The following is a 15,004-nucleotide window of genomic DNA, read 5'->3' as shown; positions in this document are numbered from 1 at the left end:
TCATAAAGTGCGAGCGCCTTTGCTACTTCCCCTTGCTTGGCATAAATTGGTGCTAGTTGGTGCAAAGTAGCAGCTTTCCCTTGAACATCGCCAATCTTTTCATCAAGTTCGAGAGATTCTTCATAAAGTGCGAGCGCCTTTGCTACTTCCCCTTGCTTGGCATAAATTGGTGCTAGTTGGTGCAAAGTAGCAGCTTTGCCTCGAACATCGCCAATCTTTTCCTTAAGTTCGAGAGATTTTTCATAAAGTGTGATGGCCTTGGCTACTTCCCCTTGATTCGCATAAATTATGGCTAGATTGTGCAAAGTAGCAGCTTTCCCTTGAAGATGGCTAATCTTTTCCGTAAGTTCGAGAGATTGTTCATAAAATGTGATCGCCTTGGCTACTTCCCCTTGATTGGCATAAATTCCTGCTAGACAGTGCAAAGTAGCAGGTTTCCCTTGAACATCGCCAATCTTTTCGGCAAGGTCCAAAGATTGTTCACACAATGCGATAGCCTTGGCTACTTCCCCTTGATTGGCATAAATTACTGCTAGTTGGTGCCAAGTAGCAGCTTTCCCTTGAAGATTGCCAATCTTTTCGCTAAGTTCGAGAGATTGTTCATAAAATGCGATAGCCTTGGCTAATTCCCCTTGAGTCCCATAAATTTCTGCTAGATTGTGAAGAATGGCTGCTTTTGCTATTTCGTCGGCAGGCGGACACTCATCTAGTGCTTGTTGGCCATACTTTTTTGCTGCATCATGTTCACCCAATTGGGCTTGAGAAACAGCCAAACTGTTGAAAATGCGATAATGTGGAAAAACTGCTAAAGTCTCCTCACAAGTTTTCACAGCTTCCCGAAATCGACTTTGATTAGTCCACCGATATGTCAAAGCGTCTGCAATTTCTACCGAAATTTTTTCCACTTTTCCCAGCATTGCCAGCCGATGAATTTCTAACTGCTGTTCGTCGGTAGAAGATTGCGCTTCCTCCCACCAGAGACGATACAAAACCTCAGCCGCTTGTCGATGCAAACCTTCGCTATCCTCCGGCAAATTCAGCGACAAAATCCGGGGTACTCGCAGCGATGAATCTGGACTAACTTCTAACAAACCCAAGGCTATGGCGCGGTTGATATTTTTGTCAATATCGACAATACAGGTACACACTGCCGCGATCCCTTCCCTCGGTACCGGTAACTGATAAACTAATGCCAACTCCAGCATACTTGTCAGTTCAGGTGATAGCTGCTTCAACAATTCCTGATTCAAAATATCTTCGCGAAACTCCGCAGTTGTCTTCTCGATTTGTTCCAAAATCGCAGTTACATCCAGTTGTTCAGCTAGCAACACCAAATTCAACCGTTCCAACAACCGAGGATTTCCATCTGCCAAATTTTGTGCTTGCGATTTCAATTTTTCATCCACCTTAGATCCTGGCGCAAAAGCCTCAAGCTGACTGCATTTTTTCTGCAAATCTGCGCCTTTAAAACCATCCAAAGACTGCTTGTAGAAATCCCGCAACAGCCGCGAATCAAAATCGTAACGACAAGTGAGAATTAAACGGTGAGGCGCATTAGTTTCTTGAATTGCCCAAACCACAGCCTCTAAAATCCTTGCCATTTCCGGCAGTAACACATAATCGCCACTATTTGGTCGCGATTCTAAATTATTTTCAAAATCATCCAAAACTAACATAAACGGCTTCCCATGCCCGCCTGAACCCGTTTTATCCGAGGAATGTGCCATTTCTTCCAAAGCCAAAAATAGGTCGCGCAAGCGATATTTTAACTCCTCATCATCTAGCTGCAAAGCTTCTCGCTGCAACCTCAGTAACTTGTCGCCCAACTTACTCAGCAAACTCGCTTCATCAACTTTTCCAGACCAAACAATCTTGTCAAATTCCGTCAATCTGTCGCACAATCTAGAAGCCAAACTACTCTTACCCAAACCTCCCATACCGTAAATCAAAACACCCACTTGATCCGAGGGAATTTTTAATTCTTTCAAACAGTTTTGAATTTGCCGCCGCCGTCCCACAAAAGCTTCGCGAGTTGGGACTTTTACCTGCTGCCCCGCAGCATCCAAAAACTGCTCTGTAACCGTCGGTTTCGGTGCGCGTTTCCGCCCGCGAGTCCTCACAGTCGTAACCAAATTGATCGGCATATTTCCCGCTACATAAAGCCGCAACAAATGCCAATCTCGCGCCTTGTGAGCAATTAAAGCTTGATAAGTAGAAGCCAAAGCCTCCGTCAATTCGTAACCTGCCGCCAAACTCTTATATAGCGCTGCTGCGGCCGCCGTCGCATCCTCTTCTCTCACCTTTTTGCCCCAACCCAAAACAGCTTTAGCGCCGAAACTCAGCAACTCTTCAGCCAAGGAAGGAATCAACCCGGATTTGCCACGCTGTCCCGTCCGACAACCCGACATAAATAGTAGTTTAGGAAGACGAAATCTCAATGAATTAGCGATATCTTGACCGCTAGCTAGATAATTTTCACCAGTCTCTGTTTCGGTATAAAAACGCGGTTCCCCGCTATCATTAATAGTACCATGACCTGTCAAATGCAGAACATCAAAATATCCCTTGTCATGACTATCAATTAAATATCCCAATTCCGTCAAACAGCCACTTTCTTCAACTATTAGCGCTAAATCTTGCCTCGCATCCTTTGTTGCTTTCAGAATCAATCCTTCTTCCTTCTCAAAATCCAGCACATCTTCTACATCCAGCGGCGAAGCTGCCATAAATAAGAGATTCAGCGCTCTATTTTCCGGCGTGGCTTCATCAACTGACAACTTTTTAATGCTGTCCGAAGACATCCAGCGAACCGGCACAATCGGCTGGGGCTTTGCTACCAAAAAACTCTGGCCATCGTGCAGCACTTCCCAAGGCAAATGAGCGAGTCTTTCTGCCGTAGCGATGGCTAAAATAATGCTTTCTCTACCCAACTCTGCAATTTTCCGAGAAAACAGGCGTTCCGTGCCATCAAGCCAGTCAAATAAACGTTTTCCCGTCACAGGATAGCTTTCTGGTAGAGCCACATAATAGTCTTGTTCGGCAGATGTAATTAAATCGGCAATTTCTGTCAGACACAGCCGCCTCGATTCATAATGATTGGGATTGTCTAAAAAATAGCGAAATTCAACATAATTATCTTGAAGACTTTTGAGGTCGAGGTGTAGGATTTTCATATTTATAAGTCTTATTTTGAATAAGCTTAAAGGTAAATACCATTTTGTTTTTCTTGTTTGCGGGTATTTTCCACTTGGTTCGGATATCTCTCCCTCCCGATTACTAAAAATCGACCAAAGAAACCGGGTTTTTGAGCAAATCTGCCAGTTACAGCGAAGTATTTTCGGAAAAACCCGGTTTCTGACCACCCGTGGATAAATCCTAAATGGTTTATTCGTCCAGGATTTGTTTAATTTGCTCAATCGTCGCATTTTCCAACAGCAACCGCCGTCCGCGCCGACCAATAATCAAAACTTTCTCAATCTTTTTGCCAGACTTGCCTTTTTTATATTCTTGATACCACTTGCGAATTTGTTCTGCTATTGCTACAGTTCCGCCAACAATAGCCACAATAGCGCCAATGGTTGCTAAAAATGGCTCTTTCTCACCATCCCCGATTGTTTGCCAATTTCCCGACAAGCCAGAAATCGCAAACAGTTCCTCTGTAGCAGCAACTGCATCTTGTCCTTCGACGCTGATTTGAATATCTGCCATTACTTTTTATTGCCACTCTACGTCATCTAATTATATCTCAGCAATTTATATGCGGGCGATCGCCTTTAAACCTCCCTCTCTCATCCGATCGAGCCCCTCTCCTCCAACAAAACATCAGCCCAAACAGCTTAAGTTTGGGACAGCGGGGGAACTGGTGCGGCGGTGTAATCTATTCTAAAGTCCTTGGCTGCGCGATCGTAAACCCCATTTAATCACCCTTGTAAATCTACAATTGGTTCCGCATCGCCCGCCCGCAAAGGCAAGGGAGAGGATTGTGAAAATTAAATGCACAACAGCTTATCATTTACATTAATTGGGGAACGGGCGGGACGCCCATTAAGTTAATTGTGGAACGGGAGAGACGCCCATTAAGTGAATCGTGGAACGGGCGAGACGCCCGTTCTAAAATCTGCGATTAAAATCCCCTAAAAATCTCCGTAACTACTAATAGCGCCCTGCAACCTCCGAATCACTTCATCAACCGAAATCGCCCCCAACTCGCCAGAAGCCCGAGTCCGAATATTCACACTATTCGCCTCAACTTCCTTCGCACCCACAACACCCATCACCGGAATTTTATCCTTCTCAGCATTGCGAATTAACTTGCCCAAACGCTCGCTATTCTCATCAGCTTCAGCGCGCATTCCGAGCATTTTCATCTTCGCCGCCACTTCCTTGGCAAACGGCAAAAACTCAGCGCTGACAGGCAATAACCGCACTTGAATCGGCGCCAACCACAGCGGAAAATCGCCCGCATACTGCTCGATCAAAATCCCGATCAAGCGTTCCAAAGAACCGAAAGGAGCGCGGTGAATCATCACGGGGCGCTTGCGAGTACCGTCTTCAGCGACGTATTCCAAATCAAAACGTTCTGGCAAATTATAATCTACCTGAACAGTTCCTAATTGCCATTCTCTATCCAAGACATCTTGGAAAATGAAATCGAGTTTCGGCCCGTAAAAAGCCGCCTCCCCAATTCCCTCAAAATAATTCATTCCCAAAGTTTCCACCGCGCGGCGGATTGCACCTTGAGATTTTTCCCAAGCTTCATCGGAACCGATGTATTTCTCTAAATTGTTCGGGTCGCGGAAACTCAAACGCGCTTTAAAGTTTTTCAGTTGCAGACTCTTGAATACTGACAGAATCAAATCCACCACATTCAAGAATTCAGCATCCAACTGTTCCGGCGTGACAAATAAGTGGGAATCATCTACCGTAAAGCCGCGCACCCGCGTTAAACCGCCCAATTCTCCGGATTGTTCGTAGCGGTAAACCGTGCCGAATTCCGCTAAGCGCATCGGCAATTCTCGATAGGAACGTAATTCGCTTTTGTAAATTTGAATGTGAAAAGGGCAATTCATGGGTTTCATCACAAAACCCTGTTCGTTTGCTGCCGCTTCCTCATCCTCCGCCATCAGCGGAAACATATCTTCTTTGTATTTCTGCCAGTGACCGGAAATTTTGAACAAATCGACTCTGGCAATGTGCGGAGTCACTACTTGCAAATAACCGCGCTTGATTTGTTCTTGTTTCAAGTAATCTTCTAAAATACTTCTCAAAACAGTGCCTTTCGGTGTCCACAAAGGCAAACCGGGCCCAACTGCATCGGCAAAGATAAACAAGCCTAATTCTTTGCCTAATTTGCGGTGATCGCGCCTTAAGGCTTCTTCTTTGCGATGCTTGTATGCTGCTAATTGTTCGGGAGTTTCCCAAGCAGTGCCGTAAATGCGCTGTAACTGAGCTTTGGTTTCGTCGCCGCGCCAGTACGCGCCTGCTAGGCTTTCTAGCTCGATCGCCTTTGGATTCAACTCACTGGTATTATCCAAGTGAGGCCCGGCACACAAATCCCACCATTCCTCACCCACATGGTAAAGAGTAATTGGTTCGATCAAACCTTCTAAAATTTCTAATTTGTAAGGTTCGTTAATCTCCTTAATTCTGCGTTCCGCTTCCTCGCGGCTGACTTCTTCTCGAATTACAGGCAATTTACGGTTGATGATTTTGATCATCTCTTTTTTAATGGCTTTTAAATCCTGTTCCGTAAAAGGTTCGGGAGTGTCAAAGTCATAATAGAAACCGTTTTCAATCCAAGGGCCAATGGTCACTTGCGCCTTGGGAAATAACTTCTGCACCGCCATCGCCATAACGTGGGAGGTGGTGTGGCGAATTTTTTTTAGTGACTCCGACTCACTCGTGCGGGGCAAGTCAATCTTAACGGACTCTTCTGGAGGGGACATGGATTCTGAGCTAGACATCGGCTGAATTAGCAATTAATTTAGTTGCAGTTGCTTCTATCTTACTCAGAATGGGACAGTAAGCGCCGACTTCCGGCTGGGGGACACTCCGGGAAATTAGGTCATTCTCGGCATTGGGCATTGGGCATAGTTTTTTTCTTCCTTCTTTCTTCTTCCTTTCATCCGTTACATCCTCAGAAAGCGAATCCGTTGCCGAACTTCCTTCTGCTATGAGCTATTGCTAGCGAGTCTGAGCGGATATTGCAGAATTTGGGGATTTCGACTCAAAAATCGCTGCTGGCACAGTTAAATTTATTCACACCCACCTGCTAATTGTTGTTAAATTATTGAATTTTTGTTAAAAATATGTTACAATTTGTAAAGACCGTCTAAGACTATAATAAATAAATAACCCAATTTTGATCCATGCTTAATTCCAACTTGCCCGAATCAGAATTGCTCAAAGCGTTACTGGAACCGCTGTTAGAGGATTTCAATTACTGGTTCGATCGATCGGCAAACCTCTTAGAAACTGAGGAAATTCCCTTTCTGAGCGGCGAAGATCAATCTGACTTGGTGGCGCGAGTCAAACAGGCTCAGCAAGAAGTAGGCGCAGCTAAAGCTCTATTTCAAGCAACCGGAGGTCAAGTTGGGATTGAAACCGCAGCACTAATGCCGTGGCACAGACTGCTCGCCGAATGCTGGCAAGTATCGGCCCGTTTTCGCTCATTGCAGTCAGCTCCCCCTGGAAAATAAAAAGGTCAGTTCAAGTTCAACCGGCAGTTAAATCCTAAACATTGGGAAATGTGGCGGCCCACTTGACAACCTCAAACAGATTTCCAGTTAATAAGTTATTACTTGCTGAAACACTTTTGTAAATTGCTGTGTGGCTGTTTAGCCCGGAGGAGAAGATAATGTTGCACCTGCTTTATATTTTAGCTTTTACCGTTCTTGCCTTTCTGGCAGTCGGTAACTTAATCCGCAGTCTCGTCACCGTAGGTATGGAGTCCCAGCGCCCTCAACAATTCATGGCAAATAATCGCCACGCATCCCATCCTCGCTCTCAATCTGTACCGCATCCAGAACTTTTAGACGAACAGGGCAACATTGTCAATGAGCCGCTGTTAGTGATGCGTTCGCTGACTGTCCAAGACGCCCGCGAACAATTAGATGCTCTCTACAAATCATCTCCGGGCGGCAGCGACGAAGGGGGCGAACTAGCCTAAGACAACCACAGCCGCAGCATTTATACTTAGGCGCTCTGCCTCAAAAAAAATATAGGACTTACAAGCTAGGTGTCCGAAACCCTTTTTATTCATAGATTGTGGTGAAAATCGTTTCCGCGCTTCATCGGAATAATAATTTTCCGATTTCAGTGCGAGCTTAACAGATCGCGAGGATGCTCGCACCCTTGGCATCATTCCGAATCTAAGCAGATTGGATATAAGTCCTCAAAATAATTGGCCGTTAGTTTTTAACTAATGGCCAATTATTTGTGATTTTTGAAAGTTTAATTGGCGATTAGCCCGATCGCCAAAAACCGATCGCCAAAAACCGATACTGATGGCACTGATATCAAATAGCTCAAGAATAGTATAATGCAAGAGATCCGCAAGCGGTGCCTAACAAGTCTGAATGGTGAGAGTGTTAACGCCCGAATTCCAACCTGCATAGATGAGTTAGCGTCAAAACCTAGAGGTAAAAACAGGTGACTTTGGGATGAACTCAAGGTCTTGGAGGGATACCTCTGCTTAGATTCGTCTAAGTGCTATTGCTAGCATGATATGACTTAAACAGTCGTGTTATGAAGCATAAATGTATCAGATACTGAAAAGGGATCGCTCTAAACCTCCTATCGATCCTGTTTTGTCATCGGCAAAAATGCACGTTTAAGGCTAGATGATCGTCCCTATTTCGCTACTGGCAGAACTTCTGCAAGCTTTGCCCCAACTGCGGGCACAAATTTATTTCAAATCTTCCATGACAGCCCTGTCTCACGCGATGGAAGACTTAGTTTTGGCGGGTTCCGACGACGAACCGCTAGTCATTGCAAGCTTTCAGCGAGAGCGCTTCTACCGCCAGGAAGCTCACCGCTACCGGCGAATTGCCTCACGCTCGTCTCAGGTATACGTGCTGGCAGCACCGGAAACTGACTTTAAAAATGCTTCGGAGTGCCACGAAACTGTGGCGTTTGCACCGGAGGACGGATTAAGTAAAGAGTGGCACTTAGTGGTGCTGGGGCAAAACTACTCAACTTGCCTGATTTGTCAAGAAAAAATTGTGCCGATCGACAACCAGGACGATCGCGGGCCGCTGTTGATGGATCAAGCTCGCAGATTTGAAGGAATTTGGACGTTCGATCGCGAAGTAAGCTCCAAAGCTGCCGCATTGTTGCTCGATAAAATTGTCAATTATCGCCCGGAATTGGCCGAAAAGATCGATCGAGCGCGAACTACTTACAAGCTAATCAAAACACCCAAAAAAACGAGGAAATCCGCCACTTCCCAAGCCGCCAAACCCGACATAAGTACGGGAAAAAGCTCAAAAATTCCCAATCCAAAATTGAGCGATGCTTTTACCGAACGCTTAGTAACCTACTTGCAAGCAGGCCAGCACAAACTGCTCAAGGCATACGCCGCCATCGCCGCTCAGGAACGCAAAGAACGCCTGGTAAACTTAATTACAACGGCAATGCGGCAGTCTCTCAACCCGCAAGAAATCGTCGAAGTTGCAGTGCAAGAACTGGGAACTGCCCTGTCGGCAAGCCGATGTTTGATTTATCGGTGCAAGGCTACAGATGTTGCAGTCAAAATCGATCGCGAGTTTTTGGGAGCCGGCGCTAGTTCCATGCTGGATCAGACTTGGCTGTTGCAGGAAAATCAAATATGGAGCGACGCCGTGGCGCGGCAGGAGCGAGTTTACATCCAAGACACAGCACAACACCCGCTGATTGTCAATACAAAATTCCTGAAGAAAACTGTAAAAAATTGGCAAATTGTCTCTTGGTTAATGGTGCCAGTGCTTTATCAGGGGCGGGTGTTGGGAATGGTGGAAATGCACCAGTGCCGATCGACTTTGGCTTGGGAAGAAGACGAAATTGCTTTAGTAGAGGCGATCGCCACCCAACTCGGAGCCGCCTTAATTCAAGCGGAAACCTACGCTCATTTAGAAGAACTCAACCAACAATTAGAAGCATTAGACCGCACTCGCAGCAATCTAATTGCCATCACCGGACACGAACTCCGCACTCCGCTTTCTACGATTCAAGTGTGTCTAGAAAGTTTGAACTCCGAACCAGATATGCCCGCCCAGTTGCGGCAAATCATGTTAGAAACTGCCCTCGGTGATGCCGATCGAATGCGGAAACTCGTGCAAGATTTCTTAACTCTTTCTCACTTAGAAAGCGGGCGAGTTCAATGGAATGTAGAATCGCTGACGCTGCAAGAATGCGTTGATTTGGCCCTCAGCAGCGTGCGATCGGGCGGCGGACTCGATCGAGAGTTACCGGAAATTATCGCCGAAGTGTCGGCAGAATTGCCTTTAGTACAAGCAGACGGTGAGTGGTTGGTGGAGGTACTCTCCAAACTGCTAGACAACGCTTGCAAATTCACAACACCCCAGGGAAGCGTGACCATAAGAGCGAAATGCAACGGTTCTCGGATGGTGGAAGTGCTCGTAGCCGATACGGGGAGGGGAATAGAGGCGAATAGTTTAAAAGTAGTGTTCGATCGATTTTATCAAGAAGAAGGAGCTTTGCGGCGCAGCGCCGGCGGTACTGGTTTGGGATTGGCAATTTGCAAACAGATTGTTGCCGGCTGGGGCGGCAACATTTGGGTAGATTCCGCAGGAAAAGACCGAGGAAGTGAATTTCACTTTACTATTCCCACTGTTGAGAATCAATTGACAAGTGTTAACTCCTGACTAATTACTAATGACTGCAAACTACCCCTCAGTCTATCCTACATTGGAATACCGATCGCAAACTCTGTTCCACCTTCTATAGCAAGTCTATTTGAGTCATGAATGTAGAACAATCTGAAACGATTGTGATGATTGAATCGATTGTTTACAAATCAAATGGTTTTGCTATAGCGATGACAAACATTTCCCACTTCCCCAATATTTTTGAGTTACTATCTGATAGCCAATAGACAGTCCCAATCCCGTACCTTTGCCTTCTGCTTTAGTTGTAAAAAATGCCGTAAACAATTTGGTTCTGACTGATATCAAATCTGTTAGCATCGGAATTTTTCCTATCTCTCTTCTCTTTATCTGCGTGAATCAGCGTCAATCCATTGTCATCTGCGGTTAATACATTCTCTTTTTTAACCGCAGATGAGGGCAGATCAACACCGATTAACGCAGATGAATTAGCTCAATTTCGGTTGCACCATCCGTGATTGTTGACTGTTGACTGGATTTTACTATTCCGATACAACCGGAAGTGATATGATTCCGGCATTTCCCGTCCACTGTCAGCAATGCGAATCAAAATCGTGTGGATTATTTCCGGTTTGTTCAGGTAACGAAAATACTTGCTTAAAGCCCTAGAACCAAGTTAAAAAAACGGGTTTGTGAGCGTCATATCGTGTCTCGATCCATCGATTAACTCGATGGATCGAGACACGATAGCACAGAAAAGTTTTTACTGCAGAACCAGCCTCCGCTGCTACACCCTTTCTCACCCTCAATCCTCACCCTGTGAGATCAGTCTTAAAGGTGATGTGGTCACGCGGTGTTCAGCTTTAAAATCTAAAGTATCCAAGCAAATTCAGGATGCGCTTGCAGTCTTCAACCGGGTGTGGCGACAGAATACCTAGGGAGGCTGCCGAAAATTAAAATCAGTTTAAAAAAAGAATCCAACTGTCGGTAAGCTGCAAACCCCGATAGTAATCAGTCATGCCGAATCTCAAATCCCAAATCTAAAATCTAAAATGGTATAAGTCTCCTGTCCACAAGTGGTGAGATGAGAAAAATCGATCGAATCTGTTGAGGCACTGCCGGCGCCAGTGTTGATTCGTGAAAAGTTGAGGATGCAAATGTTTGGCCCGGAAAAAGTTTTTTCCCATAAGAATACTCCAACCTAGAGGTTAGGAAAATCGATTATGTCACCTACAACCCAGATGAAATCTACTCAAGCTATGGTCAACAAGCCCCAACTGCAATTAGGTTCTCAAGGTAAAGCCGTATTGGAACTCGAACACCTGCTAACGAAGTTACGCATTTATCGGCAGCCTGCTAAAGGAATATTTAACAAAGCAGTTGAATCTTCTGTGAAACTGTTTCAGTTTCGGGTTTTCTTGCCGGCGGACGGCATTGTCGGGCCGCTCACTTGGCAGGCGCTTTATACTGAAGCTCCAGTTAATATGCCGGTACTCAGATTGGGCAGTTCTGGGGAAGCAGTCGCTACTGTTCAGGAAGTTCTCAGGATTTCCAAGCACTATGGCGGTAAAATTGACGGCGACTTTGCTACTTTGACCGAGAAAGCTGTTCGCGCATTTCAAAAAAGCTTTGGGATGGAGGCTGACGGGATTGTCGATCGAGAAACTTGGACTGCTTTGAGTCAAATTCCGCGCAGCTATGATCCTAAGACGTTCTTGACTTAGGGTTGACGCGGTAAATTGTTCGATCGTGTGTGGGGAATGGGGAAAGGTGGGATGCTTCGGGTGCTTGTGGGACACCCGAAGCATTGCTGTTTTTTTTAGGGTTTTTTGGGGATTGGTGCTGCCTAATTCTGTTTTCTAACTTTGGTGAAAATTACCAATTATCAATTATGAATTACTAATTATCAATTATCAGAAAAGATCGATCGCCAAAAAACTGTTAATTTTCCTTACAATTTCGAGAACAGCGTGCAGTCTCGATGATACGATGCCGTAAAAATCCTTTGGATATATCTATGGCCGAACAACTTACTGGACAACCCCCAATCTTCGGCGGCAGCACCGGCGGCTTGCTGACCAAGGCGCTAGTTGAAGAGAAGTACGCTATCACTTGGACTAGCCCCAAGGAGCAGGTGTTTGAAATGCCTACTGGTGGCGCTGCGATTATGCGTCAAGGCGACAACTTGCTGCATCTGCCCCGGAAGGAGCAGTGCATCGCTTTGGGCGGCCAGCAACTGCGGGCCAAATTCAAAATCACGAACTACAAAATTTACCGCGTGTTTCCCGACGGTACGACTGAGTACCTCCATCCCAAAGATGGCGTGTTCCCTGAGAAGGTGAACGAAGGTCGTCCCTACAACGGTAAGATTGACCGCAATATTGGCAGCAATCCAAATCCGGCTAAGTTGAAGTTCACAGGTAAGAAGACTTTCGATCCTTAGACGATGAGTGAATGGCTGAGCAAAACATAGGTAATATTGCCTCGAAAGGCTCAGCTTGTAAACTTGTGTTGGCAGTGGTATTCGGGCGTCCGAGGCCGTCGGTCGCAGCACCCGAACACTACTGCCAAGTTCAAATCTAATTAAAAGTTAATCGTTAAATTAAAAATGAATGTTGCAATCAGGCGAGCGCAGCCTTCTGATATAGATGTTTGCGCTCGCATTAATTATGAAGCTTTTAAAGGTATTTCCGATCGCCATCAATTCCCTACAGATTTTCCGACGCTGGAGTTTTCAACTGAAATTATTGGTCTTCTGATCGAAAGTCCGTTGTTTTTTGGCATAGTAGCCGAGAGTGAGGGTGCGGTTGTCGGCTGCGGGTTTATGGACGAACGCAACCCGATTCGCGGTATCGGGCCCGTCAGTGTCGATCGAACTTTTCAAGGCCGCGGCACGGGACGCGAAATCATGAAAGCTTTGCTGGAACGCGGACAGGACGCTCGGGGCATCCGTTTGGTTCAGGAATCTTTTAATATGGCGTCGCTGTCGCTGTACGCTTCTTTGGGTTTTGAGGTGAAGGAACCTTTCGTTTTAATGGAGGGCAAGTTTCGCAGCCAGCCTCCGTATGGGTTTGAGGTGCGCCCGATGGCTAGTGAGGATGTTGGTGAATGTGCGGCTTTGTGCGAAAAACTGTGCGGGTGCGATCGAACTTCGGAAATTCAAGACGCCCTGAATTACTTTTCTCCCTTCGTTGCTTGCCAGCAAGGTCGGATTGTGGCTTATACTTGTGCGGTGTCTGCTTTGGGCCACAGTGTCGCGGAAACTGAAGCGGATATGCAGGCTTTGCTCTTGGGGGCTGCTGCGTATAGTCCCGGCGAATTGCTGGCTTTTCACTTGCCGCTGAGGTACGCAAGTTTGTTTCGCTGGTGCTTGAAAGAGGGGCTGCGTGCCCTCAAGCCGATGGCGGTGATGGCAGTTGGCGAGTATCAGTCGCCGCAGGGATGTTGGTTTCCGTCTTTTGTTTATTGAGTACCAAGACGGTTAGGACGCTTTTAACCGCTGAAATCATTGCCAGGATTGCATTTTCCTTCTTCCTTCTTCCTTCTTTCTTTTTCCTTCTTCCTTCTTCCTTCTGATATATATGATATTCCCCGATTTCTCACAATTTTCGGAACTGGCGAAACAAGGCAATTTTGTGCCCGTGTATCAGGAATGGGTTGCTGATTTGGATACGCCGGTGTCTGCGTGGTATCGGGTTTGTGCGGGTCAACCTTACAGTTTTCTGCTGGAGTCGGTGGAAGGTGGGGAAAAACTTGGGCGTTATAGTTTCTTAGGGTGCGATCCGTTGTGGATTTTGGAGGCAAGGGGCGATCGTACAACTCAAGTTTACCGTGACGGTTCCGAAAAAGTATTTACGGGCGATCCGTTTGTAGCTTTAACTGAATGTTTGGAGTCTTATCAACCGGTGAAATTGCCGCAGTTACCGCCGGGAATTGGCGGTTTATTCGGTTTTTGGGGTTACGAGTTAATTAAGTGGATAGAACCGCGAGTTCCCGTGCATCCAGCCAGCGAGAATGATTTGCCGGATGGGTTGTGGATGCAGGTGGATAATTTGCTGATTTTTGACCAGGTGAAGCGGAAAATTTGGGCTGTCGCCTATGCGGATTTGCGCCAGGTTGGCGTTGATTTGGCCGATGCTTATGGGCAAGCGTGCGATCGGGTTGGCAAGTTAGTTCAGAAGCTGCAATCGCCGCTTTCCCGGCAATCTACTCTCATAGAATGGACACCTCCCAATAACGGGCAAGATGCCCGTTCCACAACCGGAAATACAGAATTGGCTTACACTAGCAATACTACCCGTGAAAAGTATTGTGCTAATGTCTTAAAAGCTAAGGATTATATCAAAGCAGGAGATATTTTTCAAGTAGTTATTTCGCAGCGACTCGAAGCTGAATACAGTGGCGATTCTTTTGCACTTTACCGATCTTTGCGTCTCATAAATCCTTCTCCGTACATGGCTTATTTTCATTTCGGAGATTGGCAGATTATCGGTTCGAGTCCCGAGATTATGGTGAAGGCGGAAAACACTGCTGATGGTAAAAAGATTGCAACTTTGCGGCCAATCGCCGGCACTCGCCGCCGGGGTAAAACTCCTCAAGAAGATGATGCTTTGGCTGCTGAATTGCTGCAAGATCCGAAGGAAATTGCGGAACACGTCATGTTAGTTGATTTGGGCAGGAACGATTTAGGCAGAGTTTGCCGCAACGGTACTGTAAAAGTTGACGAATTAATGGAAATTGAGCGTTATTCTCACGTCATGCACATTGTGAGCAATGTGGTGGGAGAATTGGCTGAGGATAAGACAGCTTGGGATTTGTTGAAGGCTGGTTTTCCTGCGGGTACGGTTAGCGGTGCTCCGAAGATTCGGGCGATGGAGATTGTGCACGAGTTGGAAGGTTGCCGCCGGGGGCCGTATTCTGGGGTTTACGGGTATTATGATTTTGAGGGACAGTTGAATAGTGCGATCGCCATTCGGACTATGGTTGTTCGCTCTCAAGGAGGCAATAAACATTCGGTTTCTGTGCAAGCAGGTGCTGGTTTGGTGGCTGATTCTAACCCGGATCTGGAATATGAGGAAACTCTCAATAAAGCCCGGGGGATGTTGGAGGCAATTCGCTGTTTGAAATAGCAAGTTACAAACTTCTTTCTTCTTTTATAAGGAGGAGGCGGTTGAAGCCGC

The 15,004-nt window shown here is 46.2% G+C and carries 12 protein-coding genes; 7 read left to right on the top strand and 5 right to left on the bottom strand.

All coding sequences use genetic code 11. From position 1 onward, the window contains the following. The 4 genes from QT996_RS04100 to QT996_RS04085 all read right to left on the bottom strand — a co-directional run. Window positions 1-3,173 (bottom strand): tetratricopeptide repeat protein (locus QT996_RS04100; RefSeq protein ID WP_333044733.1); only part of this gene is annotated, 3,173 nt, incomplete at its 3' end. A gap of 211 nt (window positions 3,174-3,384) precedes the next feature. Continuing rightward, complete coding sequence (locus QT996_RS04095) at window positions 3,385-3,708, bottom strand: hypothetical protein (RefSeq protein ID WP_333044732.1); 324 nt, start codon at window positions 3,706-3,708, stop codon at window positions 3,385-3,387. A gap of 425 nt (window positions 3,709-4,133) precedes the next feature. Then, window positions 4,134-5,963, bottom strand: a complete 1,830-nt coding sequence (gene thrS / locus QT996_RS04090; protein ID WP_333044731.1) for a threonine--tRNA ligase — start codon at window positions 5,961-5,963, stop codon at window positions 4,134-4,136. Continuing rightward, window positions 5,956-6,084 (bottom strand): hypothetical protein, encoded by a 129-nt coding sequence (locus tag QT996_RS04085; RefSeq protein WP_333044730.1) that lies wholly within the window; start codon window positions 6,082-6,084, stop codon window positions 5,956-5,958. The genes thrS and QT996_RS04085 overlap by 8 nt, the downstream gene beginning before the upstream one ends. 284 nt (window positions 6,085-6,368) lie before the next feature. On the opposite strand from QT996_RS04085, the gene QT996_RS04080 reads away from it, so the two are divergent. The 3 genes from QT996_RS04080 (at window position 6,369) to QT996_RS04070 (ending at window position 9,863) form a co-directional block, all read left to right on the top strand. Then, window positions 6,369-6,698, top strand: a complete 330-nt coding sequence (locus tag QT996_RS04080) for a DUF2605 domain-containing protein (protein ID WP_333044728.1) — start codon at window positions 6,369-6,371, stop codon at window positions 6,696-6,698. 158 nt (window positions 6,699-6,856) lie between these two features. Then, complete coding sequence (locus tag QT996_RS04075; RefSeq protein WP_333044727.1) at window positions 6,857-7,168, top strand: DUF2973 domain-containing protein; 312 nt, start codon at window positions 6,857-6,859, stop codon at window positions 7,166-7,168. A 673-nt stretch (window positions 7,169-7,841) separates the two neighbouring features. Then, window positions 7,842-9,863, top strand: coding sequence for a DICT sensory domain-containing protein (locus QT996_RS04070; protein ID WP_333044725.1), 2,022 nt, complete (start codon window positions 7,842-7,844; stop codon window positions 9,861-9,863). 165 nt (window positions 9,864-10,028) lie between these two features. Here QT996_RS04070 and QT996_RS04065 read toward each other — a convergent pair whose 3' ends face one another. Beyond that, window positions 10,029-10,184: a hypothetical protein gene (locus tag QT996_RS04065; RefSeq protein WP_333044724.1), complete on the bottom strand. Its 156-nt coding sequence runs from the start codon at window positions 10,182-10,184 to the stop codon at window positions 10,029-10,031. 863 nt (window positions 10,185-11,047) lie between these two features. Between QT996_RS04065 and QT996_RS04060 the strand changes: the two genes are divergently transcribed. The 4 genes from QT996_RS04060 to trpE all read left to right on the top strand — a co-directional run bounded on the left by QT996_RS04060 (window position 11,048) and on the right by trpE (window position 14,953). Next, window positions 11,048-11,548, top strand: a complete 501-nt coding sequence (locus tag QT996_RS04060; protein ID WP_333044722.1) for a peptidoglycan-binding protein — start codon at window positions 11,048-11,050, stop codon at window positions 11,546-11,548. Between the two features lie 293 nt (window positions 11,549-11,841). Further along, the gene (locus QT996_RS04055; protein WP_333044721.1) at window positions 11,842-12,267 is read left to right on the top strand and encodes a photosystem I reaction center subunit II PsaD; all 426 of its coding nucleotides are present in this window, start codon (window positions 11,842-11,844) and stop codon (window positions 12,265-12,267) included. A gap of 165 nt (window positions 12,268-12,432) precedes the next feature. Further along, window positions 12,433-13,293, top strand: a complete 861-nt coding sequence (locus QT996_RS04050) for a GNAT family N-acetyltransferase (protein ID WP_333044719.1) — start codon at window positions 12,433-12,435, stop codon at window positions 13,291-13,293. Window positions 13,294-13,405: 112 nt separating this feature from the next. Beyond that, complete coding sequence (trpE, locus tag QT996_RS04045) at window positions 13,406-14,953, top strand: anthranilate synthase component I (protein ID WP_333044718.1); 1,548 nt, start codon at window positions 13,406-13,408, stop codon at window positions 14,951-14,953. Window positions 14,954-15,004 lie beyond the last annotated feature (51 nt).

The organism is Microcoleus sp. S13C4 (assembly GCF_036700865.1).
In the GTDB taxonomy this organism is placed as follows: Bacteria; Cyanobacteriota; Cyanobacteriia; order Cyanobacteriales; family Microcoleaceae; genus Microcoleus.
Note: the sequence above shows the minus strand (reverse complement) of the source record. Positions and strands in the feature narration are given on the sequence as shown.

Coding starts and splice junctions, on each gene's coding strand:
- QT996_RS04095 (WP_333044732.1), bottom strand. CDS start 3,708: ATGGCAGATATTCAAATCAGCGTCGAAGGACAAGATGCAGTTGCTGCT.
- thrS (WP_333044731.1), bottom strand. CDS start 5,963: ATGTCTAGCTCAGAATCCATGTCCCCTCCAGAAGAGTCCGTTAAGATT.
- QT996_RS04085 (WP_333044730.1), bottom strand. CDS start 6,084: ATGCCCAATGCCGAGAATGACCTAATTTCCCGGAGTGTCCCCCAGCCG.
- QT996_RS04080 (WP_333044728.1), top strand. CDS start 6,369: ATGCTTAATTCCAACTTGCCCGAATCAGAATTGCTCAAAGCGTTACTG.
- QT996_RS04075 (WP_333044727.1), top strand. CDS start 6,857: ATGTTGCACCTGCTTTATATTTTAGCTTTTACCGTTCTTGCCTTTCTG.
- QT996_RS04070 (WP_333044725.1), top strand. CDS start 7,842: ATGATCGTCCCTATTTCGCTACTGGCAGAACTTCTGCAAGCTTTGCCC.
- QT996_RS04065 (WP_333044724.1), bottom strand. CDS start 10,184: ATGCTAACAGATTTGATATCAGTCAGAACCAAATTGTTTACGGCATTT.
- QT996_RS04060 (WP_333044722.1), top strand. CDS start 11,048: ATGTCACCTACAACCCAGATGAAATCTACTCAAGCTATGGTCAACAAG.
- QT996_RS04055 (WP_333044721.1), top strand. CDS start 11,842: ATGGCCGAACAACTTACTGGACAACCCCCAATCTTCGGCGGCAGCACC.
- QT996_RS04050 (WP_333044719.1), top strand. CDS start 12,433: ATGAATGTTGCAATCAGGCGAGCGCAGCCTTCTGATATAGATGTTTGC.
- trpE (WP_333044718.1), top strand. CDS start 13,406: ATGATATTCCCCGATTTCTCACAATTTTCGGAACTGGCGAAACAAGGC.